At 64.8% G+C, this 24,477-nt stretch carries 18 protein-coding genes; 8 read left to right on the forward strand and 10 right to left on the reverse strand.

The features are described from left to right. The 4 genes from H2037_RS06080 to H2037_RS06095 all read right to left on the reverse strand — a co-directional run bounded on the left by H2037_RS06080 (position 1) and on the right by H2037_RS06095 (position 6,053). Positions 1–1,932, reverse strand: coding sequence for a tetratricopeptide repeat-containing sulfotransferase family protein (locus tag H2037_RS06080; RefSeq protein WP_292119065.1), 1,932 nt, complete (start codon positions 1,930–1,932; stop codon positions 1–3). Continuing rightward, positions 1,929–2,549 (reverse strand): aspartyl/asparaginyl beta-hydroxylase domain-containing protein, encoded by a 621-nt coding sequence (locus H2037_RS06085; RefSeq protein ID WP_292119068.1) that lies wholly within the window; start codon positions 2,547–2,549, stop codon positions 1,929–1,931. The genes H2037_RS06080 and H2037_RS06085 overlap by 4 nt, the downstream gene beginning before the upstream one ends. Positions 2,550–2,553: 4 nt before the next feature. After that, complete coding sequence (locus H2037_RS06090; protein ID WP_292119071.1) at positions 2,554–3,192, reverse strand: sulfotransferase family 2 domain-containing protein; 639 nt, start codon at positions 3,190–3,192, stop codon at positions 2,554–2,556. A gap of 74 nt (positions 3,193–3,266) precedes the next feature. Continuing rightward, on the reverse strand, positions 3,267–6,053 hold the full coding sequence (locus H2037_RS06095) for a TonB-dependent receptor (RefSeq protein WP_292119074.1): 2,787 nt from the start codon (positions 6,051–6,053) through the stop codon (positions 3,267–3,269). 377 nt (positions 6,054–6,430) lie between these two features. Between H2037_RS06095 and H2037_RS06100 the strand changes: the two genes are divergently transcribed. Then, positions 6,431–7,237 carry a DeoR/GlpR family DNA-binding transcription regulator gene (locus H2037_RS06100; RefSeq protein ID WP_292119076.1) on the forward strand — a complete coding sequence of 269 codons (807 nt, stop codon included), beginning with the start codon at positions 6,431–6,433 and terminating at the stop codon, positions 7,235–7,237. 6 nt (positions 7,238–7,243) lie between these two features. Here H2037_RS06100 and H2037_RS06105 read toward each other — a convergent pair whose 3' ends face one another. Continuing rightward, the gene (locus tag H2037_RS06105) at positions 7,244–7,981 is read right to left on the reverse strand and encodes a UTRA domain-containing protein (protein ID WP_292119078.1); all 738 of its coding nucleotides are present in this window, start codon (positions 7,979–7,981) and stop codon (positions 7,244–7,246) included. Between the two features lie 224 nt (positions 7,982–8,205). On the opposite strand from H2037_RS06105, the gene H2037_RS06110 reads away from it, so the two are divergent. Continuing rightward, on the forward strand, positions 8,206–9,867 hold the full coding sequence (locus H2037_RS06110; protein WP_292119081.1) for an alkaline phosphatase family protein: 1,662 nt from the start codon (positions 8,206–8,208) through the stop codon (positions 9,865–9,867). A 100-nt stretch (positions 9,868–9,967) separates the two neighbouring features. Then, complete coding sequence (locus H2037_RS06115) at positions 9,968–10,543, forward strand: phosphonate degradation HD-domain oxygenase (protein ID WP_292119083.1); 576 nt, start codon at positions 9,968–9,970, stop codon at positions 10,541–10,543. Positions 10,544–10,556: 13 nt separating this feature from the next. On the opposite strand, the gene phnX is transcribed toward H2037_RS06115, so the two are convergent. Both phnX and H2037_RS06125 read right to left on the reverse strand, forming a co-directional pair. Further along, positions 10,557–11,357 carry a phosphonoacetaldehyde hydrolase gene (gene phnX, locus H2037_RS06120; RefSeq protein ID WP_292119086.1) on the reverse strand — a complete coding sequence of 267 codons (801 nt, stop codon included), beginning with the start codon at positions 11,355–11,357 and terminating at the stop codon, positions 10,557–10,559. Next, complete coding sequence (locus H2037_RS06125; RefSeq protein WP_292119087.1) at positions 11,354–12,487, reverse strand: TIGR03364 family FAD-dependent oxidoreductase; 1,134 nt, start codon at positions 12,485–12,487, stop codon at positions 11,354–11,356. The genes phnX and H2037_RS06125 overlap by 4 nt, the downstream gene beginning before the upstream one ends. 70 nt (positions 12,488–12,557) lie before the next feature. Here H2037_RS06125 and H2037_RS06130 point away from each other — a divergent pair, with 70 nt between their 5' ends. Further along, positions 12,558–13,853, forward strand: a complete 1,296-nt coding sequence (locus tag H2037_RS06130) for a DUF5690 family protein (protein WP_292119089.1) — start codon at positions 12,558–12,560, stop codon at positions 13,851–13,853. Positions 13,854–13,883: 30 nt separating this feature from the next. Here H2037_RS06130 and H2037_RS06135 read toward each other — a convergent pair whose 3' ends face one another. The 3 genes from H2037_RS06135 to H2037_RS06145 form a co-directional block, all read right to left on the reverse strand. After that, on the reverse strand, positions 13,884–14,837 hold the full coding sequence (locus H2037_RS06135) for a hypothetical protein (RefSeq protein ID WP_292119092.1): 954 nt from the start codon (positions 14,835–14,837) through the stop codon (positions 13,884–13,886). Further along, positions 14,834–15,790 (reverse strand): glycerophosphodiester phosphodiesterase family protein, encoded by a 957-nt coding sequence (locus H2037_RS06140; RefSeq protein WP_292119095.1) that lies wholly within the window; start codon positions 15,788–15,790, stop codon positions 14,834–14,836. The genes H2037_RS06135 and H2037_RS06140 overlap by 4 nt, the downstream gene beginning before the upstream one ends. A 67-nt stretch (positions 15,791–15,857) precedes the next feature. Next, positions 15,858–18,437 carry a TonB-dependent receptor gene (locus H2037_RS06145; RefSeq protein WP_292119098.1) on the reverse strand — a complete coding sequence of 860 codons (2,580 nt, stop codon included), beginning with the start codon at positions 18,435–18,437 and terminating at the stop codon, positions 15,858–15,860. 458 nt (positions 18,438–18,895) lie between these two features. On the opposite strand from H2037_RS06145, the gene H2037_RS06150 reads away from it, so the two are divergent. From H2037_RS06150 to H2037_RS06165, 4 genes are all read left to right on the forward strand, one after another. Next, the gene (locus H2037_RS06150; protein WP_292119101.1) at positions 18,896–20,047 is read left to right on the forward strand and encodes a YdcF family protein; all 1,152 of its coding nucleotides are present in this window, start codon (positions 18,896–18,898) and stop codon (positions 20,045–20,047) included. Next, positions 20,048–20,707 carry a sigma-70 family RNA polymerase sigma factor gene (locus H2037_RS06155; protein ID WP_292119104.1) on the forward strand — a complete coding sequence of 220 codons (660 nt, stop codon included), beginning with the start codon at positions 20,048–20,050 and terminating at the stop codon, positions 20,705–20,707. Then, a complete protein-coding gene (locus tag H2037_RS06160; RefSeq protein WP_292119107.1) occupies positions 20,619–21,560 on the forward strand; it encodes a FecR domain-containing protein in 942 nt (313 codons plus the stop codon). The genes H2037_RS06155 and H2037_RS06160 overlap by 89 nt, the downstream gene beginning before the upstream one ends. Positions 21,561–21,663: 103 nt before the next feature. Then, on the forward strand, positions 21,664–24,438 hold the full coding sequence (locus H2037_RS06165) for a TonB-dependent receptor (protein WP_292119110.1): 2,775 nt from the start codon (positions 21,664–21,666) through the stop codon (positions 24,436–24,438). The last annotated feature ends 39 nt before the right edge of the window (positions 24,439–24,477 follow it).

The raw sequence follows: 24,477 nt of genomic DNA on the forward strand, positions 1-24,477 counted from the left end.
TCAGTCCCTGTAGCCGGTCAGCGCATCGCCCAGCGCCGCTTTCAAAGGCCCGAGCCAGGGCTCGTACCGCCGCCATTGATCCAGTCCGTCGCGGCCGATCGGCCGGCGCACCTGTTCCGAACTGGGGGTTCGCACGCTGCGCCGGGTCTGATGGAAATCGAGACAAGCCGGTTCGAAGGCCAGGCCGCAGTGCGCCAACATGCGCCGCACCTGCCCGTCCAGATCTTCGACCACGTCCTCGTACTGCACCCTCAACACCCGCCCCGGCAGCACCATATCCCAGTGCCGCATCATCCCCAGATAGGCGCGGTAGTAGCGGGCCATGTGGTCGACGTCATAGACGAACTCCTGATTGGTCGTCCCGAACAACTGCTTCAGATTGCTGAAGCAACAGGCGACGGGCTCGCGTTTCACATCGATGATCCGCGCCTTCGGCAGGATCAGATGAATCAGGCCGATGTGCCAGAAATTGTTCGGCATCTTGTCGATGAAGAAGGGCCGACCGTCGCGGCGATAGATGCGGGTCTCGGCCAGAAAACGCTCGCCCACGGCGCGGACCTCCGCCGCCGACAGCCGATGGGCCGCCTCGGGCTGAACAGGCAGGCCGCACGCCGGATCGCGCCCGAACAGTTCGCCGGCGTAACGGCCGATCTCGGTCAGCTCCTGCGTCCCCTCCACCTGGGAATGCGAGGCCAGGATTTGTTCGATCAGGGTCGAACCCGAACGCGGCAGCCCCAGGACGAAGATCGGATCGGCCTCCGCCAAGCCCCATCCCTCGCGCGCGGCGAAGAAGTCGGCGGTGAAGGCCTGGACGGTCGCCAGGGCGCAGGCCTCCGCCGCCTCGGGACTGTGCCGACTGGCCCGACGCCGCACCCCGTTGCCCTGCTCGTACCAGCGCCAGGAGGCCTCGTATTCGGCGCGGTCCTCCATCGCCTTGCCCAGGGCGAAGGCCAGATAGACCCGGTCCATCTCCTGCAGATCCGGCCTTGCCGCCGCGGCCTTCATCCGCCCGATGTCGTCGTCGGTGAAACCATGGGTCTTCAGATTGGCCAGGCTGAACCAGGCCACGCCATAGTCGGGCCGGGCGGCCAGGGCGGCGCGATAATCGGCCACCGCCTCCTCGGTCCGCCCCGTGATCTTCAGGGCGTTGGCGCGCCACAGCCGCAGTTCGGCGACCTCAGTCGCCGACGACGTCGGGCCGTCCAGCAAGCGCTGATACAGGTCGATCACCGGCTCATGGTCGCCCAGGGCGACACAGGCCGCGCCATAGAGTTTAAGATCGTCGCGATTGACCGGCGCATGGGCCAGCAGCCGTTCGGCCTGCTCCCGCGCCTGCCGGGGCTTCTGCCGCTGCAGCAAGACCATGGCGTAGTCCCGGCGGGCGGCGTGATAGTCGGGGGAGCGATCCAGCACGCCTTCCAGCAGGGTCTCAGCCTCGTCCAGCGCGCCGGCCGCCATGCGGATACGGGCCAGCAGACGCAGGGCGCCCGTATTGTCTTCGTGCCGCTGCAGGAAGTCGCGGATCACCGCCTCGGCCGGCGCCAGATCGCCGTCGGCGAACAGACTGTCGGCCATCACCACCTCAGGAGGCAGCGACCGCAGCGTGGCCAGCCTCTGGGCCGCCAGCCCCGCCCGGTCGCCGTCGCCCCCCATCCGGTACAGCTGCTCCAGCATGTCCCAACTGGCGGGCAGGCTCGGGTTCAACCGAACGGCCTCATGCAGGGCCTCGACCGCAGCGGGCGCGTTCCCGAGCAGAACCTGGCAATGGCCGCGCTCCTGATGAAGCCGGCTGAAGCGCGGATGCTCGGCCTGCACGCGCGCCAGAACCGCCAGGGCCGCCGGAACACGTCCCGCCGCCCGGTGCGCCCTCGCCTCCTGCATCAGGCGGTCGCGCTCGGTCGAGACGGCGTCGATCCCGGCCGGCGCGTTCATCGGGCCGCACCGGCCGTCAGCAGCGGCGCCAGCCAGCCCGGTTCGGGCTGATCCGCGTCGTAATACTCGAAGATCAGATGGATACGGTCCGTGTCGCCGCCATTGCGCACCCAATGGGGCCCCAGGTTGTTGACCTCGACCGCCTCGCCCGCCGGGAAATGGTGCGTCTGCTCGCCGAAGAAGGACGTCACCTGCGGGTTGGTCGTGATCGGCACATGGATCTTGTGCGGCCATTTGGCCGCCGGATTGGCGTCGATGTGCGGGTGGATCACGCCGCCGGCCGGCATCCGGGCCAGCATCACCCGGGGAAAGACGCCGCGCGCATACCCATACTCCCGCACCGCCTGGGTCAGCACCGGCTCGACCAGACCGCGCCATTCCGCCCAGGCCGGCCGATCATGCGATCCCCGCCAGTCGCGCGGACTGTCGATGAAGCGGAACACGACATGTCGGGTCTGGCCCAGAGCCTCGAACTTGTTCGGCTTGCTCCTGTTTTCAGTATCCCAGACGGCCTCGGGCATGGCCAGCACGGCGGCGCTCAGAGCGCCGATATCGACCGGGCCCAGCTGGCGAACCGTTGCGGTCTTGCGCGGATTGCCCACTGGCGCAACGTTCATGGGATCACCGCACCCCTTCGAAGGTGTAGCCGAACAGTTCGATGTCCTGAGCATAGCGCGCGGCGACGCCGTCGATCAGGTCCTGTTCGTAATAGGCGCGATAATCGTCGCGTCGGCTGCTGTTCACCCGGTCCAGCGGGCGCGAGGGAATGCCGATCCGGGCGCAGATATCGTCGTAAGAGGCCTGCATCTCCTCGACCCGCCCGAAGGCGTCGGTCAGCAGCGTCTTGCCATCCTCGTCCACCAGCAGCGAGGCCTGGGGCTGAAACAGGATGTGGTGCTCCGGCGGCTGCTGGAACAGGAAGTGGCGCATCACGTCACGCGGCCGTTGCTGGAACACGTCGCCGTCGCGGAGCATGAAGGCGCAGTAGGAGACGAAACGGTCGAACGGGTTCCGCACGAACGCGAACTTGAAATAGCCGGCAAAGGCCTCCTCGCCGACATAGGGCCGGACCTGCTGCAGAGACAGGTGGCCATGGCGGATCGCCGCCAGATCCTCCCAGGGGAAGCGCTTGTCGATGAACAGTCCCACCTGTTCGACGTCTTCATCGCCCAGCTGTTCGCGCAGAGCCTGCCGAACCGAATGGGTTCCGGTCTTGGGCACGGCGGCGAATATGAACCGGTGACGATGGGAAACGATCATACTTCCGGACATCCAGAAAAGGGCGCCCCACTCCTCGAAAGGAACGGGGCGCCCAGCCTAGTCTAAGCTTGGTCTCAGAACTTGTAGGTCAGTCCGGCCATATAGGTCGTGCCGCTCTGGTTCTGATTGTACAGGTACTCGTTCTGACCCCAGAACTGGGTGTCCTTCTCGTTCGTCAGATTGACGGCGTCCAGCGTGAGCTGCAACTCGTCAGTGATGTTGAAGAAGGCTGCGGCGTCGATATAGGTGCCGCCCTCGAAGCCGCGCGTGCTGGCGCTCATGAGGCTGTCACTGCGACCGCTATACCATTTGTCACGGTGGTTCAGCGAGGCGCGCGCGCCCCAACGGTTCGTCTCGTAATAGACTGTGGCGTTGTAGCTGGTCTCGGATATCCCGGTCAGGACGTCGTCCGCATCGACATAGGTGTAGTTGGCCACTACGCCCAGGTTGTCGAACGGCGCCGGCAAGAAGGAGAGCTGGCTTTGCGCCGCCAGTTCCAGACCCGTCAGCTGGTGGTTGCCTTCGACGTTGATCGGCATCGAGAACTCGGTGACGATCGTGGAAGCCGTCGCGCCCGGTATCGTGGAGAAGGGCACGCCGGTCTCGCTGAAGGGAATGTTTTCCAGCGTCTGTGAGCCGATGAAGTTCTTGATGTCCTTGTGGAACACGCTGGCGGACATCAGTCCGACGTCGCCGAAATAGTACTCGACAGCGAAGTCCAAGGTCGTGTCCTTGTAAGGCTCCAGATTGGGGTTGCCGCGCGACGCGGTGATCTCGCCGGTGTCCGGATCCTGGAAGGCGCTGCCTTCGGCCGCCATCGAGCCGAGGCCCGGACGGTTCAGGTTTTGCGTCGCCGAGAAGCGGACCAGGACGTCCGGCGTGACTTCCAGCACCGAGTTCATCGCCGGCAGAACGCCATCATAGCCGCCCTCGACGTCGGTCGTGCCGAGATAGGCGTAGCTGTCGCCCTGGATCCAGCCGGTGCTGTGGGTGTCGGTGCTATAGCCGCGCAGACCGATGTTGCCGCGGAAACGCCGGCCGCCGAGGTCGCTGTCCCAATCCGCCTGGATGAAGCCGGACAGGGTCTCTTCGGTGGTTTCGTAAACGTTCTCGATATCCTGCAGCGCGCCGCCGGTTCCGTCCTTGTTGGTCTCCAGCCGGTGGTATTCGTTGTATTTGGCGAAGGCCTTGTCGTAGTCCCCCACCAACCATGATCCGAAGGCGTTGGTGAAGACCGAGGTCACATCATTTACAGCCGTCCCGCGCATCTTCGACCGGGTGCCGTTGACGTTGTCGTCGTAGAAGAGGTCGATGCCTTCCTGACGGAACTTGTGATAGGCGACGCCGGCGCGCAGGGTCCAGACATCGGTCATCTCGAACCGCGCGTTCAGTTCGCCCTCGTGCAGCTCGGATTCGTTGCTGAAGGCGCGATAGTAGAACGAGTCCATCGCATAGTTGGCGGGGTTGGTCGGATCCCAGTTCGGATATTCGAACGAAACCGAGCGGCCGTCCGCGCCGTAGTCGGCGACCAGATTTCCCTTGGCGCGCATGTACAGCTTGTCGTCGTAGGGTGTGTCGTAGGTCGACTTTTCCCAACCGACGTGACCGTCGATCTTCAGGCGATCCGACATCTCCCATTCACCGGTCAGCACGACCTGATTGAACTCGTTCTCGTTCAGCGACCGGCGATGTTCGCTGCCGAAGGTCGTGCCGGTGACATCGGTCATGGTGACGTAGTTGTCGCTGTCCCAGGCGATGTCGTTGATCACCGACGGCGACTGGAATATCGCCGGCCAGACGCTGCTCGCAGCCGTGTCGAAGGCGACAGAGCCGGTCGAGGACAGCGGACGCGTGGCGAGATGGTATTCATTGCGGCGCGTCGTGAACTCGCCGTGCAGAACGTCGAGGGTCAGTTCCATGCCATCCATCGGACGCCACTGAGCCGCCGCCGTGAGGCCCAGCCGTTCCTGTTCGGCGTTCCACGACGAGATACGGTTGCCGTCGGCGAAATACAGATCGCCGGACAGGAACTTGGCCTGCTGGGCGGACGACAGGTTCGAGATGTCCAGGCCACGGCCGACCAGGGTCTGAAGCGTGGAGGCGCTAGGCTTGGAGTAGTTGTAGGTGTTGTGGCCCTGCTCCGTCGTCTCGCGCTTACTGTAGGCGGCCGAGAAGGAGACGCCGAAGACGTTGTCCCAGTTCTGGGTGAACAGGGCGGCGACGCGCGGCTGGGTGTCTTCAGTATATTCGTTGGTGCCGACCTTGACCGAAATGGCGCCGTCGGCGCCGACGCCATAGTCGAACGGCTTGCCGGTGAACAGGCCGACGGTGCCGGCCATGCCCCCTTCCTTCTGCGCGGCTTCGAAGGTCTTCTCGACCTCGACCCGTGAGAACAGTTCAGACGCGAAGATGTTGAAATCGAAGGCGCGGTCACGCGAGCGCTGACCCCGGCTGTCCTGGGCGGAGTCGACATTGCCCAGCACTTCCATGCCGTTCAGCTGAACGCGGGCGAAGTCCGGGCCCAGGCCGCGCAGCGAGATGCGACGACCTTCGCCGGCTTCACGGTTGATCTGCACGCCGGGCAGGCGCTGCAGCGATTCAGCGAGGTTGAGGTCCGGGAACTTGGCCATGTCCTCGGCGACGATGGCGTCGACCTGGATGACCGAGTCCTGCTTGATCGCGCGCGCGTCGCTCAGCGACTTGCGGAAACCGGTGACGATGACCTCATCCACCTCGGCGGAGGGCGCCTCCTGGGCGAAGGCGCCCGTCGCGCCGGCGCCGGCGACGACCGCCGACACCGAGACCAGAAGAAACTTCTTGAGGTTCGGACCCATGACCCGAACGGGATATCGCTTCGACATTCTATGTCCCCCGACAAACTGGTGTGAACCAAGTTGCGCGATCCGGCGCACGACATCCGTGACACCGCCATCAACAGCGACACTCAGTAGGGTCGCCGGATTGCAATCGTGTGACGGTTTGAGGGATTTATGTTGAATTTTGTGGTTATGTGTGGGAATCCCACATAGGCGATGGCTCGGCAGTACCTATGAATTATTAGAGCCTTACCGAGGAAACTCTCCTTCTGGACCGATATAAGCGGATATCGGATGATTTTCAGGCTCATTCCTAAACTGTGGGATATGAAGCAGTTAGGTGTCTATATGTGGTTGTGTGTGGGATTTGGCTTTGATAGGGAGCAATCATGAACCGCCCCAGCGCCAAAGAATCGAGAAGCATGAGCCAGGGCGCTCGTCTGGCGGAGATCCTCCAACTGCTCGAGGACAAGCTGTTCTGGACCGTGGGCGAGCTCGCCGAACGCTTCGACGTCTCGGAGGAGACGATCCGGCGAGACGCGCGTCAGCTCGAGCGCAGCGGCGTCGTTCAGAAGGTGCACGGCGGTCTCTCGGCGACCAATAATCTGATCGAAGCCCCTTATCGTATCCGCCTGCGCGAGAATGCGGAGGCGAAGCAGAAGATCGCCCAGAAGGCGGCGTCCCTGGTCAGCGAAGGCATGACCCTTCTGCTCGATTCGGGCACGACCTGCCACTGGCTCGCGCGCAGTCTCGCCTCCGTCCGCAACCTCACAATCGTGACCAACAGCGTGGAAATCGCTCACGAAGTGCTGGGCAATCCCGGTCAGCGGCTGCTGCTCGCCGGCGGCCAGATCAACACCGTCCACCACGCCGCCTTCGGGCCGGAAGCCAAGTCCTTCTGCCGGCGCTTCGCCCCCGACCTGACCATTCTCTCGATGGGCGCCGTGGACGCGGATCGGGGATTCCTCGATTTCGACGCCGACGAGGCGTCGTTCAAGCAAAGCCTGCTCGAGCAGGCGCGGCGCGTCGTCGTGCTGGCGGATCACACGAAATTCGCCAAGTCTGGCTTTATCCAGGTCGCCGCCTTCCGCGACGTCCAGGACCTAGTGACGGACCTGCCGCCCCCCAACACGACACTCAGGGCAGCCGCCCAGTGGGAAACCAGGCTCCATGTCGTGGAAAGCACGGCCGGCGCGCCCTATAGAAACGGCGCAGACCGGGCGGTCTAGGCGGCCTCAGCGGACACGAGTGTCGACGCTGATCCGAACCGCATCGTGACGCCAATATTCCTGATCGAACTCGACGACACGGCCCTGGCCGTCATGACTGGTGCGCTGGACCGACAGGCCCGGCAGACCGGTCTTCACCCGTAAGGCCTCGGCCTCGTATCCCGTCAGGGCGCAGGGCTGCATGGTGACCTGGTTGCGCGCCACCGAGAGCCCGTAGGCGCTCTTCAATATGTCGGTCAGCGACTGATCGAACGAAAATCGCAGCAGGTCCGGGGTCAGGGCGGCGTCCACGATGATCCGTTCGACGAGGACGGCGCGACCGTCCACGTAGCGCCGCCGCAAGATTTTGTGCAGCGGAGCGCCCGTCGGTCGCCCGAAGACCTCGGCCAGCAGAGGATCGGCCAGAATGGTTTCGGCCGAGATCGTCTCGGTCGCCGGAACCCGTCCCTGCGCCTCCACATAGGAGATGAACCCCTCCCATCGCGTCGGATCATAGACCACGGGAGGGGGCGAGACATACCAGCCGCTGCGATCGCGCCGATAGATCAGCCCCTCGGCTTCCAGCTGAAACAGACCCTCGCGGATCGTGCCGCGCGCGACCCCCAGTTCCCCCTGCAGCCGGCGTTCGGACGGCAGTTTGTCGCCGGCCCTCAGTTCGCCCGAGGCGATGCGACCGGCCATATGGTCGCGCATGCCCAGATAATGCAGGCCCTCCAGCTTCTGGTCGGGAGTGGGGTTCGCCATTCAAATCCTGAGGTTAGCCGGACGCCTTGATCCGACTCCGGCCGGGCCGCGTCAAGCCGCGACCGACCGTGCCCTCTTTTCACGAAAGCTTCGCCAAAGCCTGTATCAGATTTGGTATGTACCAGATCGATTTGTACGAGGCCCATCCTCGCCCTGCCGCCCGCTGAGCGCCTGCCCGTCCGACGGACGAACCGCCTTCGCCCTCTTCATCCTGGGAGCCTTCCATGAACACCCCCATTCGGCGCATGACCCTGCTGGCCGCAGCGCTCGCCGTTCTCGCCGCCCCGAACGGCGCCGTCGCCGAAACGGCCCGCAAGGCCGGCCATGTGATCATCATCGGCGTGGACGGCATGAGCCCCGACGGGGTGAGGAACGCCGAGACGCCGATCATGCATGACATGATGGCGCGCGGCAGCTGGAGCCTGCACGCTCGCGGCGTGATGCCGACCACCAGCGGCGCCAACTGGGCTTCGATCATCGATGGCGCGGGCCCCGAACAGCACGGCGTAACCAGCAATGACTGGCAGGTGGGCGAGTTCAACTTCCCAACCTCGGTGACGGGCTCGGGCGGCTATTTTCCTTCCATCTTCCAGGTGCTGACCGATCAGCATCCCGAGTGGGAGATCGGCTCGATCTATCACTGGGAGGGCTTCGGCAACCTCTACGACCACCGCTTTGTCGACTACGACATCCACGGCCCGACGGAAGACGAGACCGCCGCCCTGGCCGAGGCCTATATCAAGGCGAAGAAGCCCCAGTTTCTGTTCGTGCATCTCGATCTCGTCGACCATGCCGGGCACGAATACGGATGGGGCACGCCGCAGTACAATCAGGCGGTGGCCAAGGCCGACACCCTGATCGGCCAGATCCGACAGGCGACCGTCGAGGCCGGCATCGCCGATGACACCGTCATCCTGATCACCTCCGATCACGGCGGCGTCGGCAAGGGGCACGGCGGCGAAACCATGGCCGAGCTGGAAATCCCCTGGATCGTCTCCGGCAAGGCCATCAAGCCTGGCGTCGAGCTGGATTTGCCGATCAATACCTTCGACACCGCCGCCACGGCGGCCTGGCTGCTGGGCGCCGACATCCCCTACGCCTGGATCGGCCGGCCGGTGCGCCCGATCGAACGCGGCGAGGCGATGCCGGTGCAGGCCTATCGCTCCAGCAGCTTCTACGCCTCGCCCGTGATCCTGCCGGAAGGCGACGGCAATGCGCCCTCGGGAGGTCTGTTCATCGATCGGACCGCGCAGATGAGCATCCGCAACCCCAACGATGTGGGCGAGGTTCGCTACACCCTCGACAGCAGCGTCCCGACCGCCCAGTCGCCGCTGTTCACCGCTCCGGTCGCGATCACGCGCAACACCATCGTCCGCGCCAGCCTGTTTATCGACGGCGTGGCGGCCAGCCCGCCGGCGACCGGCCAGTTCCGTATCGTCGACACCCATGGCCAGGCGCGGGGCGTGCGCTACAGCGTCTATCTGCTGCCGGAATCGCCGGTGCGTCTGCCCGACTTCGCCCGGATCGAGCCGGCGGCCACGGGGACGACCTATGAGATGGCCCTCGACGGCGTGACCTTGCCGCGCGAGGACGCCGTCGCCGTGGTGTTCGAAGGCGAGCTGGAGATCACCACCGCCGGCGCCTACACCTTCTCCCTCGCTTCGGACGACGGCAGCAAGCTGTACGTCGACGGCAAGACAGTGGTGGACAACGACGGCGACCACGGCGTGATCACCAAGGCAGGGAGCGTCGAACTGCAACCCGGCAAGCACCCCATCCGCGTCGAATGGTTCAACGGCGGCGGCGGCGCCTGGCTGGGCGCCTATTACGAAGGCCCTGGCGTTCCGCGCCAGTTCATCGACCCGAACCGTCTGTCGCCGCGTTGAGATCGAGACCGGCCGGACGGAGGCTCCGTCCGGTCGAACATGCCTGTACGGCCAGTAGCGACATCTGGTATAGTCCAGATAGTCGCTAATGGAGACGCTCATGACCCGCCCCCAATCCGCCGAAGATTTCGTAGCCACCATCTTCGACCTGTTCGATCGCATGGGCGGGGACCACTACGGCGAGGCGGTGACCCAGCTGGATCACGCGCTGCAGACGGCCCATCACGCCCGCGAAGCCGGCGAACCGGATGCTCTGGTGGCCGCCGCCCTGCTGCATGACATTGGCCATCTGCTGCAGAAACACGGCGAGGACGCCGCCGATCGCGGTATCGACACCCTGCACGAACGGATCGGCGCCGCCTGGCTGGCCCAGGCCTTCGGCCCTGACGTCTCGGAACCGGTGCGGCTGCATGTGGAGGCCAAACGCTATCTGGCCACCCGTGCTCCAGGCTATGTCGAGGGCCTCAGCGCCGCCTCTCTCCAAAGCCTGCAATTGCAGGGCGGCCCAATGGGCGAAGCCGAAGCGGCGGCGTTCGAGACCGTCGCCCATTTCGACCCGGCCGTACGCCTGCGTCGCTATGACGAACTGGGCAAGGCGGAGAAGGTCCAGATCGCCCCCCTCGCCGCCTATCGCGACCTGCTGACCGCACTTGCCCGCCAAAACGCCGCGACCTGAACTGGCCCGGCGATCAGCCCCGTCGAGCGGCCTCGGCTTTCAGGCCCGGCATCAGATCGGCGACCGTGTCGATGACGAGGTCGGCGCCGGCCGCATACAGCCGCTCGGCGGCCTGCGCCAGCAGATCCGCGCGCTCGCCAGGGTCCAGATCGTTCAGGGCCTGGGCCGTCAGGCCGACCATATTGCCTGACGCGGCGACACCTACGGTGAAACAGCCGGCGTTGCGGCCTTCCGCCATCCCGACCTCGGCGTCATCGACCTTGACCACCCGCGACAGCGGCCAGACGTCCAGATCCAGACAGGCCTTGTAGATCATCTGCGGCGACGGCCGCCCCTGCGGCGTCTCGTGGGCGCAGATCACCGTGTCGGGCGCATAATCCTGGTCCGCAGCACGGGGCAGGACGGCCTGCATCATCTCGCGCGTATAGCCGGTGCAGGAGGCGATCTTCAGACCCTCGGCCCGGAGTTCCGCGACCACTTCGGCCGCCCCCGGTATCAGGGTGGCGGTTTCCCGCGCCAGCCGGATCATCGGCGCCTGAAGGGCCGCCATGACCCGGTCGACGGCGGCCTGATCGGGATCGGCGCCCTGGGCCTTACGCCAGGCCAGGGCGACCGCCGGCTGTTCGAACAGGGCGCGGACATGGTCGGCCTTGGCCCGGCCCATGTCGCGGCGCGCCTCCGCCTCGTCGACCGTAACGCCGAGGGCCGCGAAGGCCTCGACCAGGGCCAGGACCGGAGCCCGGCTGCCGAAGTCGATCATGGTGCCGGCCCAGTCGAACACCACCATGTCGAAACAGTCGTTAATTCGGGTCATGGTTCGATAGTCTCCTCGAAAAGATCGGCGATCACTTCCTCGCCGAAGGCGAAGGCGGTGGAGGCGCCATTGCCGGCGGTGACGAGCGCCAGACGGACGCGGGGGTGGGGCGCGGCGATCACACTGCCCTCCGCCCCCTTGGCGTAGGTTCCGACCCAACGATCGACGACCGGGGGCGCGTCCCGCCCGGTGGCGGCGCGCCATTCGTCCAGGATCAGACGTTCGACGGCCGCGCTGGCGAAGGGATTCGGAGTGGCGGCGTCGTGGTGGCTGTCGCCGACCACCAGGGCGCCGTCGACGTCCTGCACCGCGATCAGGTGAACCCCGTTGGCCAGGGCCTCGCCCTGCTCAGCCTCCAACCGTGCCCGCAGGGCGGCCGCCTGGGGCAGGTCGGCATAGCCGCCGTAGCGGACGAGGCCGAGGTCCGACATCACCGGAGCGGCCAGAACGAACCCGGGCGACGCCAGCCGCATCATCTGCAACTTGCAACGGGTCAGACCCGCGTCGGCCAGATGTTCGGGATAGAGGCCGTTCAGGTCGTCGCCCGGACAGACCACCACCGCCTCCGCCTCCACCACGCCGCGCCCGGTGACGACGCGCGGCGGCTCGATCGTATGGACGGCGCTCTGCCGGTGAAAGACGACGCCGAACTTGTCGGTCAGCCAGGTCGCCAGACGCGGTATGGCGCTGCGTGAATCGACCCTCAGCTCGTGCGGGCTCCACAGGGCGGCGACGGTTTCGGGACCGGTGACCTCCGGCGCCCGCGCCCACGCCTCGTCTGCGGACAGAAGTCGGCATCCCTCGGCCATCTCGGTCGCCATGAAAGCGTCAAGCACAGCCTCGGCCTCCGGGCGTCGCACCGGCAGCCACAACCCACGTTGCAGGACCGCGATCCCGGCTTCGGCGGCGACCTCTTCCCAGACCTCGCGGCTGCGACGGGCGCGGCGCCAGATCGCCCCTCGGGGCTGGCCCGTGATGGTGACAAAGCCGAAATTGCGGATCGAGGCGCCGTTGGCCTGGGCGTCGCGGTCGATCACCACCACCGAAAGGCCACGCCGGGCGGCGGCCAGGGCGGCGGCCAGGCCGACGATCCCCGCCCCAACGACCGCCACGTCATATCGCGCCTTCATGCCTCGCCGTCCCGTCATTCATCTGTCGCAGCACTGGTCTAGACCACGATGACGCAACAGGAGCAAGACAGTGATCGAACGCCTCCGTCTCTGGCTGGCGCGGGCCAATCCCGTGGCCTTCGTCCTGTTCGCCGGTCTCGCCGGCTTCTGCGCCTATTTCTCGATGTACGCCTTCCGCAAGCCCTTCACGGCGGCGACCTTCGATCTCGTGCCGGGCTGGGATTTCGCGCTCGATTACAAGGTGGCCCTGGTCATCGCCCAGGTCGCCGGCTACGCCTTGTCGAAACTGGCGGGCGTCAAGCTGATCGCCGAAATGCAGCCCGAAAGGCGCGCGGCGGCCATCGTGGTGCTGATCGGTTTTTCCTGGATCGCCCTGGTGTTGTTCGCCGTCGTCCCGGCGCCCTGGAACGTCGCCGCCCTGTTCCTGAACGGCCTGCCGCTGGGCCTGATCTGGGGCCTGGTCTTCGGCTTCATGGAGGGACGGCGCACCAGCGAGGTGCTGGGCGCGATCCTGTGCGCCAGCTTCATCCTGTCTTCCGGCGTGGTGAAATCGGTCGGCAAGGCGCTGATGGATTCAGCCCAGGTCAGTGCCTTCTGGATGCCCGCCGCGACCGGGGTCATCTTCATGCCCCTGCTGGCGATCTCGGTGCTGGCCCTCGCCGCCCTGCCCCCGCCCAGTCCCGCCGATGAGGCCGAACGGGTGGCGCGTCGACCGATGATGGCCAAGGAAAGATCCGCCTTCCTGTCCGCCCACTGGCCGGCCCTGCTGCTGCTGGTCGCCGCCTATGTGCTGCTGACCGCCTTCCGCGACCTGCGCGATAATTTCGCCGCCGAAATCTGGCGCGCCCTGGGCTATGGCGACGCCGCCGCCGTCTTCACCGCCAGCGAAGGGCCGGTGGCGGCCCTGTCGCTGGTGTCGATGGGCGTGCTGATCTTGGTCAAGAACAACGGCCGGGCCCTGTTGCTGATGCACGGGGTCATACTGGCGGGCTTCGCCGTCCTGGGGCTTTCGACCCTGGCCTTCCAGAACCATCTGCTGTCGCCGATCGCCTGGATGATCGCCAGCGGCGCGGGGCTTTACCTGGCCTATACGCCGTTCAACGCCATGCTGTTCGACCGGATGATCGCCTATACGGGCACGGTGGCGACGGCGGGTTTCCTGATCTATGTCGCCGACGCCTCGGGCTATATGGGTAGCGTGGTCCTGCTGCTGGTCCGCAACTTCGCCGCCATCGACCTGCCCTGGCTGCCCTTCTTCGTCACCGCCGCCTATGGCGCCAGCCTGGCCGGCGCGGCCCTAGTGGCCGCCGCGGCGGTGCTTTTCCTGCGAGAGCGAAAGAGAACCTCCGTGCCGGCCTTGCAATAGGCCGGCACCGAGCCAACTAGGGCCGCAGCCTCAGTCTGCCTTCAACACCTCGGCCGGCAGGTTCGGGACGTAGGTTGCTATGACTTCACGTGTCTCGTTGTTGATGCCGTAGAGCACGCGGGGTTCTGTTCGGTCCCACGCCCAACCCTGCCCGGGGATGGGAACCCTGAAGGTCGCGACGTGGACGAGCATCGATCCTGCGTCCGGCAGGCGAAGAACATAAAGCTCCGGGGCGTCGTGGCCGGTCATATAGATAAGACCGTCATCGCCGAAACCGCCGCCTGACGTGGATGTCGGCGCCAGGCGCTCCAACACCGAAGCCGGAAAAGTCCAACTCTGGGTGCGCCGCCACTGATCGTCGAAGCGCACCAGTTGACTGTACGAATGATCCCGTCCCGGCTCGCCGCCGCGGCCGTCATAGTTGGCGAAGGCGGCCCACCAGGCGCCGTCCCGACGATCGACCCAGGTAAGCGACCCGATCTGTTCGCCCAGTGCGACCGAGCGGCGATGTTCTAGCGTGCGGGGATCGAAGAATTCCACCGAGCTTGTCATGGGAACATGCGGAAAGTTGGAATGGGCGCAGACCAGATCGTCTTCCAACACCAGACAGGCGTTCAAGTGGACGAACTGCGTCCGGTCTCCCTGCCATTCCGCCAGTTTGCGGCCGTCGGCCTTGGCGTAGCGGCCTATGCGCGTGTTGACGACGGCATAGAAATCATCGCCGCTCGCGGCCGCCCCCTGGCCGGCCTCGGCGGCCGGGTAACGCCGCAGTTCGATGGCCTGATAGACCGGCGCTGGGGGGGGCGCAGGGATCGGCCTCTCTTCGCGCTTAGGAAAATTACGCAGCACAGGCGGCTCAAGCGGAGCGGCTTCCTGCGCTACGGGCGTCCGTGCTCCGAGCTCGGTCGGGGCCGGCGTTTGAGCGGCGGCGGACTGAGCCGCCATGCCGATCATGGCTGCGGTGCAGAGGAGAAGGCGCTTCATGGTTGGACATCCGATCTGACGGCATCGCGTCGAGCGAGATAGGTGGAGAGAGCTTGCGGCGCATCGGTCTGGATCATGCTGGCGCCGAGGTCGATCAGTCGCCCCCAATGCGCCTCGGGCGCCGCGACGGCGTCGACATCCAGGTGACCCGCCGAGTGATTCGGGCTGAGAGTGTTGACCCAGGCCCGTCGGCCGACCGCGTGGAGAGCGCGAGCGCTGTGCGCAAAATAGGCTTCATCTCGAAAGAGCACCTCGACGGCCACGGGGGACAGGGGCTCGAAGACGGCGGCCGCCCGCATCAACTCTCCCTGAGATTCATCGATGATGGGCATGAAAAGGGCCTTGCGGAACAGCTCGGGAAAGGCGTCGCTTCCTGACGGTGCGTTCCCGGTCTTCATCAGCACATGGTCCGCGAGGTCCATACGATCGAGGAGGATCTGCACGTCCTCGAACACATCGGCCTTGGCGTCGATATTGACCAGAACACCGCCTCGCGCGGCCTCCATCGCCTCTTCCAGCGTTGGCGGGCGGCGAAGGGTCAGAGCAGCATTCGTCCCGCCGGCTCCGGCACGCAGTCTGAGGGCCTGAACCTGAGCCAGCGTCAGGTCCGCCACGGCGCCTTGGCCATCGGTGGTGCGATCCACCGTAGGATCGTGCATCAGGACGAGATAGCCGTCGCGCGTGCGGCGCACGTCGAGTTCGACCATGGCGACGCCCAGTCGCCTGCACGCGGCGATGGCGTCCAGGGAATTCTCGGAGGTCTCGGTCCAGCAGCCGCGGTGGGCGATGACCAGAACGGGTCCGTCGGGATCACGCACCTGCGCGCGCAGGGTTGAAATCCGGTCTGGGGACTGGACGGCCGGATCCCTGGTCTCGGCCAAAGCCGCGAACGGCGTAGCCAGCATGCACAGGGAAAGCGCCAGAAGGGCTGATCGCGCTGATGCGAAACGCATGGACGCCTCTATTCAAAAAATCATGGTCAGAGCGGCCGGGGCGCCCATCGGCGCCCCGGCCAGGGGATCAGAAGCGCATTGCGACGCCGGCCCAGAGCTGACGCCCATAGAAGCTGACGTCGGTAGCCAGCTCATAGTTGCGACCGCCCGACTCGACGTTGCGGTAGGTGACCTTCTCGTCATCGATCAGGTTGCGCACCTCGCCGATGATCTCGACGCGGTCATTGATGGCATAGCGCGCCTGCAGATCGACCTGATGCGACGCTTTCAGCACTCGATCGGTCGCCGGGGTTACACCGACCGACGTATAGGCGTCATCGACATAGGCGTAGCTGATCCGGCCGCGGAAACCGTCACGTTCGTAGAAGATCGCGGCATTGCCGAGGAAGTCGGACTGGCCGGGCAGGAAGTCGATGTCACGGCTCACGCCGTTGGAGCCGAGGACCGAAGTCTCGGCGTTCAGCCAGGTGGCGTTGGCGGAGACGCCGAAATCGCTGAGGATGCCCGGAAGGAAGTCCAGATTGTTGCGGATAAAGTTGAGCTCAAGCCCGCTGACCTCGGCTTCGGCGGCGTTCTGGGGCTGGGAGACATCCACCTCGGTCCCGTCGATGACTTCCCGAGTCAGCAGCGTGTAGATCTCGTTATCGATCTTCTTGTGGAAGACGCCAATCGACATCAGCCCGTTGTTGCCCGGCAGATAATACTCCAGCGACGCATCGTAGGACTTGCCGTCCCGGGCCTGCAGGTCCGCGTTGCCGCGCGAGATGCTGCCGTCGTTGTTGAGGACTTCCGCGCTCCCCAGTTGGCTGGGGTTCGGGCGGCCGACACCCTCCGAATAAGCGAGACGAAGCTTGATCGCGTCGGTGAGGTCGTAAGACAGGGTCGCCGACGGCAGGAAGTTGTCGTATTCGGCCGACGCGGAAACGGGGGTGAAGTCGGCAAGACTGGCTCCCGTGCCTTGACGCCGCATCCGGTCGATGTCCGTTTCCGTCTGCTCCCAGCGGCCGCCGAAGATGAAGCGATGCCGCTCACCGCGATGCTCGGCCAGGGCATAGAGCGCAAGCACGTCCTCCGTCACCACCCAGTCGGAGCCTATCGTATTGATATTGGTGCTGGCCTGATTGACGGTGAAGCTGGCGCGGTTGGCTTGGAAGAAGTCGTTGAAGGCGTCGAAGTCGATGATGAGCTGATTGAACGACGCATAGAGGGGCGTGTAGCTCGCGCCTGTGTCGAAGGCGTCCAGCGTCAGGGGCGTTGCGCCGGTGTAGGCGCTATAGACCGTCTGGGTGCGTTCGTTGTCACGCTCCGTCTGGCGCAGCTTGACACCGGCCTGGAAGCCCCACCCCAGGCTGTAAGCCTCACGGTTGTAGGCATAGTCCAGCTGGACCTCCGAAACCATGTCCTCGGAATCGTCGGTATAGGGCGAATAGCTCTGGAACCGGTATTGGGTCGGGTCCGTGAAGCGTGCGGAGATGTCCGTCGCGTAGGGCGTGCCGTCGCGAACCGCGACGTTGAAGGTGGGAGCGGCGCCCGTCAGGTTGAACTGAACCTGATTGGAATTTTCCAGGAAGGTCGCTTCCGAATACGACGCTCGTCCCGTGATCCGGTGCAGTTCGGCGGGGCTCCAGTCGAAGCCGGTATTGACGATGGTCAGCGGCTTTTCGAGCGGGAAGTCATTAAACCGCACGAAGCTGCTGCCGGCCGTGTTTTGCAGCTGATGCGACAGGCGCAGTTCGTTGTCGTCCTGCTGATAGTGGGAAGCTGTCAGGAAGCTGTAGAAGGAGTCACTGGGCTTGAACTCCAGCTTCAGGGTGGCGCCATAGCGATCCACGGTGTTCGGATAGCCCTGGTAGAGGAAAGCGGCGCCCGGTGCGGCGGGGGCCGGCGTCTCATTGGTCATCGTGTGGTTGGGGCTGAAACGTTCCTGGTCCCGGCGTTTGACGCTGTAGTTGGCGCTCAACAGGACGCCGAACTGATCCTGATCGCCAAAGGTCGTCGAGATCGCGCCGTCGAAGCGGTAGTTCAGACCGTCGTCGCCATCGCGATTATAGCCTTCACCCGGAACGGCCGTAGAGTTGGAGCCTCCGACGAAGGCGTTGGCGACGGCGTAGAGGCCGCGCTGGTCGAAGGCCGAACGCGTACGCAAGTTCACCGTCCCGCCGATCGCATTGCCGTCAACGTCCGGCGTCCGCGACTTGATAACATCCAGTCCGCCGACCGCCGTGGACGGAATGGCCTCCATGTTGAGCTGGCGACCGCCGCGCTCGGCCGTAGCCATGGTCGCGCCGTCGAAACTGCCCAGCGTATAGCTCGGGTTCAGACCCCGCACCGAGACGTAGCGGCCCTCGTCCTCATCGAAAACGGTCTGAACGCCTGGCACGCGGCGGAAGCTGTCGGCGATATTGTAGTCAGGCTGTTGGCCGATGTCGTCGCTGGTGAGAAATTCGGCGATGCGCGGATCTTCGCGCTTGGTCGCCACGGAGCGTTGGTTCTGAGCGCGGTAGCCGAGCACGACGATTTCGTCGATCCCGCCGGCCTGGGTCCCCACCTCCTGCGCCAGGACCGGCGAAGCCACGGCGCCTAGAACCGCGGCGCTGACAGTGGCGAGCAGATAGTTCGCCGTTTTCGATGTTGCACTAAAAGACATGACCGATCCCCATAGTTACGGTGGCCTGCCCATTAGTTATCGCTCATGAAGCTTTTACGTCTGACTCAAACATCAACCATGAATAAAAACGTCTCTGTCAATTTTATTGAAACAACACGATTTTGTCTGGATTTGTTCATACTTAAATTTACCAGCCAGCGGCATTGACACCATTAGAATATCTAGTCTTTTCTGATGATTACCACGGCAATGTGGCAGCGTTCAGCGTCAGGAGCGGAACCATGCACCCGCACAAATACTGTGCCCGTAAGGGAGCCTTCGCCCTCTCTCTCGCAGCGGCGCTACTCGTTTGCGGGTCTGCTTCGCAGGCTCTGACATCGTCCCAAACTCCCCCCTCTGCGACTGCGGCTGCGTCGATCCAGCCTGGGCCGGACCTCTCCTACCGCCCCCTTTCGAGCAACTCTCCGCTGCAGGATCTGAACTTCTACCTGCTCACCTTGCTGGAAGGGACGCCCGAGGCGCGGGCCGCGCTGCTGGTCGATCCGGACCTGCGGGCCATACGCCAGGACGCCGCCAGACGGGCCGTGGGAGCCGCCCGGGCTTGCGAGGCGGCAATCGAGGCTGCCGGACAGAACCGCGCGGCGGAAGGTTCGAACGCCTGCACGCCCGAGGCGCTACGCTGGACCGATGCGGAACGCGCGCGGGCGGCCGAGGCGATCGGACGGATTTACGACCGTTCTCCCGCCGTGCGTCGCCTCGTCGCCGAGCACATGCGGCCGTCCGGCCGTTTCCAGCGCGACGCATCGCTCGGCGATCGGGCGCTGACGATCCTGGCCTGGAGCGAAGCCCAGAACAACCTGGACCGGATAATCCGCGTCTATGCTTTGGGCGAACAACCCCGATACGCTGACATCGACTCGGTCATCTATCCGGTCGAAGGCCGATACTATCAGGGCTTTCTCGGCCAACTGATCCGCGAGGTCGCTCGCCGGGCGAATGAGGATCAGCCGGCTTATGATCTCGCCAGGGCCTTCGCGCTGGAGCTGATGGACGCCAATCGTCGGGACGACGCGGTGCGTCAGACCGCCCTACAGGAGCGCGAGAACGCCGCCACCTTGTCCAGGTTGTCCGCGATCCGCTGGAGCGATTTCCCCTACGCCGCCATTCTCGTGCCCGGATATTCACCCGAGATCGCCTATGAGCCGCTGAACCCGGCGGCGAAATTGCGCCTGCGACGTGGAGTGGATCTGTACCGGGCAGGCAAGGCTCCGGTGATAATCGTTTCAGGTGGAACGCTTCGCCCCATCGGAACGGGCTTCAACGAGTCCCTGGAGATGAAGCGCTTTCTCGTCGCCCATTACGGCGTTCCGGCAGAGGCCATACTGATTGATCCGGTGGCGCGGCATACCACGACCAATATGCGCAACGCCGCACGCCTGATTTTCCGCATCGGCGCGCCGGCCGAGATGAAGTCGCTGGTCACAGGCCAGGTGTCATACATCGGCAGCGAGGTGTTCTCCGCGCGTTGCCGACGCGACTTCGGCTATGTACCCTATGTTCTGCACGATCGACTGGATTTCGACACCTTCGAATTTACGCCGGTTCTCGCCTCGCTTCACCGCGAGGCGACGGACCCCATGGATCCGTGAATGCGCCATGACGCCAAGACGGCGCCGGACGAAGAGGTCTCGATGGATGTCGTAGAATGGCTATCCCTCGAAATCCTTCCGCATGAGGCAGAGGCGAGAACATTTATACGCGCCGCGGCGCTCAACCCTGCCGAGGAAGACGACATCGTTCAGGAGGTCTATTGTCGGCTGCTTGAAATCGGCTCGGCCGCGCGGCCTCGTGACGGACGCGGCCTCCTTCTGCAGACCGTTCAGGACGCGATCCAGGACTACCTTCATCAGAGCACGGTCGTGCGGATAGACATCTCCAGCATCGTCCACAGCGTCGCCGCCCCTGAAGCGATTAACTCGCCCGAGTTCATCGCCCACGACCGACGCCTCCTGGCCGAGGTGCGGGAGGCGATGACGGCCCTGCCCCACCGCTGCCGGGAAGTTTTCGAGTTGCGAAAACTATGGGGACTGACACAGAAGGATGTCTCCCGGCGGTTGAACCTGTCGGAAAAGACGGTTGAAAAAGAAACGACTCGTGGGCTTAGGCTCATCATGCTGGCGATGGCGGACCGAACCCCGTCGCCGCGAACGCGAAGGATAAATGGCGCAATCCCACTCCCTCGGCGTGATCGACGCGGAGGCCGCCGAATGGGCGGTCAAGGTCGACGCAGCCCCTTTAAGCTCGACTGAAGAGCTCAGGTTGGAGGCTTGGCTGGCCGCCGATCGGCGCCACCAAGGCGCCTATGCCCGCGCGCGCGCCATCTCGCGCGCGGCTGAACGCCTGTCGCCCGAAACGTCCGCCATCCGACGTCCGGTGCAGGTCGATCGCCGCGCCCTGTTCGTAGGCGGCGGCGCCGCCCTGGCCGCCTCGGTCGTCGGCGGCCTGATGGTCTGGAACGGGCGGGGCTCCATGACCATGGCGACAGGCCTTGGCGAGACCCGTCGCATCACCCTGTCCGACGGCACGACAGCGGAGTTGGACAGTGCTTCCGCAGTACGCGCGACGATGCGAGACCCTCGTCAGGTGGAACTTAGGGGCGGCGAAGCCTGGATGTCGGTCGTGGCCAATACCAGCGGCCCCTTCCTGCTCACCATTGGAGGACTCCGCGCCAGCGTGCCGGCGGCGGCGGAAATCGTGTTGCGGCTACGCGACGACCAGGCGCGGCTGACACTGCTGCAGGGCGCGGCGCACGTCTGGAGCAGCGATGCGGGAGAAACCAGTAGTCGTCTGCTGGACGCGGGGATGGAGGCCAGTCTTCCCCATTCCGGAGCACTGCGCGCGGTGCGCCTTCCGGCGGCTGTTCTTACGCGGCGCGTGGGATGGCGAGAGGGGCTTCTCATACTGGACGGAGAGACGCTCGCCGAGGCGGCGCGAGAGTTCAATCATTACAATACGCACCAGATTGAGGTCTCTGGCGCGCCCGCCGCTATCCGCGTGGTCGGCGCGTTCCGCAACACGGATCCCCAGGCGTTCGTCGAGACGGTGGGAAATTTGTTCGATGTCCGCATCCACCAATCAACAAATCTGACGCGCATAGATTGAACTTCGCGCATGTCGCGAAACGGTCGCTGAAATACATCAAGCCGAACGGCGACGCTGTCGCACAAGGGAGTTTGCGGTGAGGCGTGTGGCGGACGCTTTACAAATGCTTGCGATGGCCAACCTGGTCGTCGCGGTCTGCGCGTCCGTGGCGCTGGCCGATGCGCCCGTCGCCTCGGCCTTCAATATTCCGACCCAGCCGCTTCGCGGCGCCCTGGCCGAGTTCGCACGCCAGTCGGGGGTGCAGGTCATGGTGTCGGAAGCAGATGTCGCCGGCCGCCGGTCCCCAGGCGTCCGCGGTCGCATGACGCCGGAAACAGCCCTCGAACGCCTTCTTTCGGGATCTGGTCTTGCCGCGCGCCGTGTCAATGACCGTGCCATGGTGGTCGCTCGAGCCTCGCCTCCGCCCGTGCGAAGCGCGCCTCCTCCGTCCCCACCGGCGGCGCTCATGCCGACAGCTCGGATCGACGAGGTGGTCGTGACGGGCTATCGTGACCAGCAAACGGACGCTGTCGAGGCCAAGCGCCGGGCGATCCAACTGATCGAAGCGCGCACCAGCGACAGCATTGGCCAGCAGCCGGACTACAATGTCGCCGACAGCCTGCGCCGTCTGCCCGGGGTGCAGACCGTCTTCGACGAGGATGAAGGCCGCTACGTCTCCATTCGCGGCCTAAATCCCAACTATACGATCGGCTCGCTCGATGGAGCGGGCATGGCGACGGCGGAAAGGAACAACCGCCAACTCAATATGGAGGCCCTCCCCTCCTCCGCGGCGACCGCGCTCGAGGTGATCAAGACCCGAACGCCCGATATCGACGGCAACGCCATAGGCGGGGCCATTAATCTGCGTATTCGTTCGCCGCTTCGAGAACCGGGATTGACGGCGGTCGGCAGTTTTGTCGGCGGTCTTTCGGATTCAACCAATGGTCCGGGTCGCGGATATGGCCGTCCTTTCGACGACGGCGAAAATTTTCGTTTCGACGGTTTCGTCTCAACGACCTTTGGGACCGAAGACCAGGTGGGCCTGCTGCTCAGCGCCAACTATAGCCGTCGCAGCCGGGACCAGGAGCGGTTCAGCGCAGGCGGCCACGCGGTGACGTCGTCGGACTTCACGCCGGCTCCTCGGGGCGCCTTCATAAACTCACGGGTCTACCCAAACACCATCAACCGATATGGCGCGCTGGCGAAGATCGAAGCGCGCCTGACCGACGACGTGAAGTTGGGGTTCTTGGCGTCGCGTTTCCAACAAGACGACAACGAACTTCGACTGGGCCACAACCTCGTCAACGGCTCGCCTGGCCTGGTCCAATTCAATAGTTTTCAGATCGAAAAACCGATCACGACCCTGCAGACCAGCCTGGACTGGCGGCCGGACGGCGGTGGCCAACTTTCACTGCGGGCTTCACGGTCCCGCGCGCGCTTCTACGAGCCTTCGCCGGAACTCACCTTCTCCTCCTCCGCCACGGCCCGTTTTGATATCGCGCTTCGAAACGGCGTCACAGTGACGTCAGGCGCGGACGCCAGCCTGTTCGACCCTGCCCAATACGCTTTCAGCCGATATTCACCCTATGTTGATGACTCGCGCGAAAGCGTCGACGAGTTTCAGGCGGACTATGCCGTCAACCGAGGCGCCGGCGCCAGCGGCTGGGGCCTGCAGATCGGCGCCAAGCACCGCGATATGACACGCGAGTTCGATCGCTCGCAGACTGTCTACGTCCGTTACGCGCCGGGTCGTCTCGGTCTCACGGACTACCTCACCCCTGACCAATACAAGCCGCTGTATGCGGACTTCGAACTGCCGGTCATCGATTATGACGCATTCCTACGCTTCTTCGAGACTCACGCCGACAGCTTCGTGGTGGACGAGGCGGCAAGCGCCGCCAGCGTCGCCAGCACGGACTATAGGGTCAGCGAACGCGTCACCGCCACCTACGCCCTGGCCGAACACCGCGGCGAACGCCATGCTCTGATCCTGGGAGGGCGCTGGGAGATGACGTCGACGGGCGTGATCTCCGTGCGCTACGACGCCGGATCCACGACCGTGACCCCGGTCAGCTATGCCGCCAGCTTCACGGATTTTCTTCCGTCCGCTTCGCTTCTCTATGATTTCAGTCCGGACCTTCGCCTCCGCCTGAGCTTCTCCGAAGGCCTTGGAAGGCCCAGCCCCGGCGACCTCGGGGCGACGGAACGGATAGCCGACAATGGCGGCCTGGTGGGCGGGAACCCCGCCCTTCGCCCCCGGCGGGGCCGTAGCTACGACCTGTCGATCGAGCGCTATTTCGACAATCGCCGCAGCCTTGTGGCCGTCAACCTGTTCCACAAGACTGTGCGCGGGGAAATCTATCGCTACGCCAGCCAGGAAGTCATCGATGGGACCCCCATCACCGTGCAGCGTCCGCGAAACTCCGGCAACGCCAGCATCGACGGTGCTGAGTTCAGCATCTCCCGAAGAAGCCTCCCCCATCTTCCTGACATGGGACTGGCGGCGAACCTGACCTGGATGCGTGGACACGCCCTGGCGATCGGCGCAGATGGCGCGCCTCGTCGCCTCGACTACCTGCCGCAGCAGTCCGACTGGCTGTTCAATCTCATGCTGTTCTACGAGAAAGGCCCCGTGGGGGCCTACCTCAGTCACGCCTATGTCGGGGACGCGCGTACGGTTGTCGGCGCGACGCCCGATCTCGACGAGGTCCTGCTGGCCAGCAACCAAGTCGATCTGCAGTTCCGGTATCGTCTGCGCCCCAACCTGCGTTTGATGGGCGAAATCCGCAACCTGACCGGCCAGGACAAACGAACCATGACCGGCCCCGACGCCGTCATTCTCCGCGATCTCAACATGTACGGCCGTCAGCTCTGGTTCGGCATGAGCATAAAGCGGTGAAGCCGGATCCAGCCTCGGCGCCGCACTATCGTGTGCGCC

This window comes from Brevundimonas sp. (assembly GCF_013912065.1).
Classification (GTDB): domain Bacteria; phylum Pseudomonadota; class Alphaproteobacteria; order Caulobacterales; family Caulobacteraceae; genus Brevundimonas.

What these genes read in the sequence shown, in the direction of transcription:
- H2037_RS06080 (WP_292119065.1), bottom strand. Translation starts at nt 1,932, where the DNA reads ATGAACGCGCCGGCCGGGATCGACGCCGTCTCGACCGAGCGCGACCGC.
- H2037_RS06085 (WP_292119068.1), bottom strand. Translation starts at nt 2,549, where the DNA reads ATGAACGTTGCGCCAGTGGGCAATCCGCGCAAGACCGCAACGGTTCGC.
- H2037_RS06090 (WP_292119071.1), bottom strand. Translation starts at nt 3,192, where the DNA reads ATGATCGTTTCCCATCGTCACCGGTTCATATTCGCCGCCGTGCCCAAG.
- H2037_RS06095 (WP_292119074.1), bottom strand. Translation starts at nt 6,053, where the DNA reads ATGTCGAAGCGATATCCCGTTCGGGTCATGGGTCCGAACCTCAAGAAG.
- H2037_RS06100 (WP_292119076.1), top strand. Translation starts at nt 6,431, where the DNA reads ATGAGCCAGGGCGCTCGTCTGGCGGAGATCCTCCAACTGCTCGAGGAC.
- H2037_RS06105 (WP_292119078.1), bottom strand. Translation starts at nt 7,981, where the DNA reads ATGGCGAACCCCACTCCCGACCAGAAGCTGGAGGGCCTGCATTATCTG.
- H2037_RS06110 (WP_292119081.1), top strand. Translation starts at nt 8,206, where the DNA reads ATGAACACCCCCATTCGGCGCATGACCCTGCTGGCCGCAGCGCTCGCC.
- H2037_RS06115 (WP_292119083.1), top strand. Translation starts at nt 9,968, where the DNA reads ATGACCCGCCCCCAATCCGCCGAAGATTTCGTAGCCACCATCTTCGAC.
- phnX (WP_292119086.1), bottom strand. Translation starts at nt 11,357, where the DNA reads ATGACCCGAATTAACGACTGTTTCGACATGGTGGTGTTCGACTGGGCC.
- H2037_RS06125 (WP_292119087.1), bottom strand. Translation starts at nt 12,487, where the DNA reads ATGAAGGCGCGATATGACGTGGCGGTCGTTGGGGCGGGGATCGTCGGC.
- H2037_RS06135 (WP_292119092.1), bottom strand. Translation starts at nt 14,837, where the DNA reads ATGAAGCGCCTTCTCCTCTGCACCGCAGCCATGATCGGCATGGCGGCT.
- H2037_RS06140 (WP_292119095.1), bottom strand. Translation starts at nt 15,790, where the DNA reads ATGCGTTTCGCATCAGCGCGATCAGCCCTTCTGGCGCTTTCCCTGTGC.
- H2037_RS06145 (WP_292119098.1), bottom strand. Translation starts at nt 18,437, where the DNA reads ATGTCTTTTAGTGCAACATCGAAAACGGCGAACTATCTGCTCGCCACT.
- H2037_RS06155 (WP_292119104.1), top strand. Translation starts at nt 20,048, where the DNA reads ATGCGCCATGACGCCAAGACGGCGCCGGACGAAGAGGTCTCGATGGAT.
- H2037_RS06160 (WP_292119107.1), top strand. Translation starts at nt 20,619, where the DNA reads ATGGCGCAATCCCACTCCCTCGGCGTGATCGACGCGGAGGCCGCCGAA.
- H2037_RS06165 (WP_292119110.1), top strand. Translation starts at nt 21,664, where the DNA reads ATGCTTGCGATGGCCAACCTGGTCGTCGCGGTCTGCGCGTCCGTGGCG.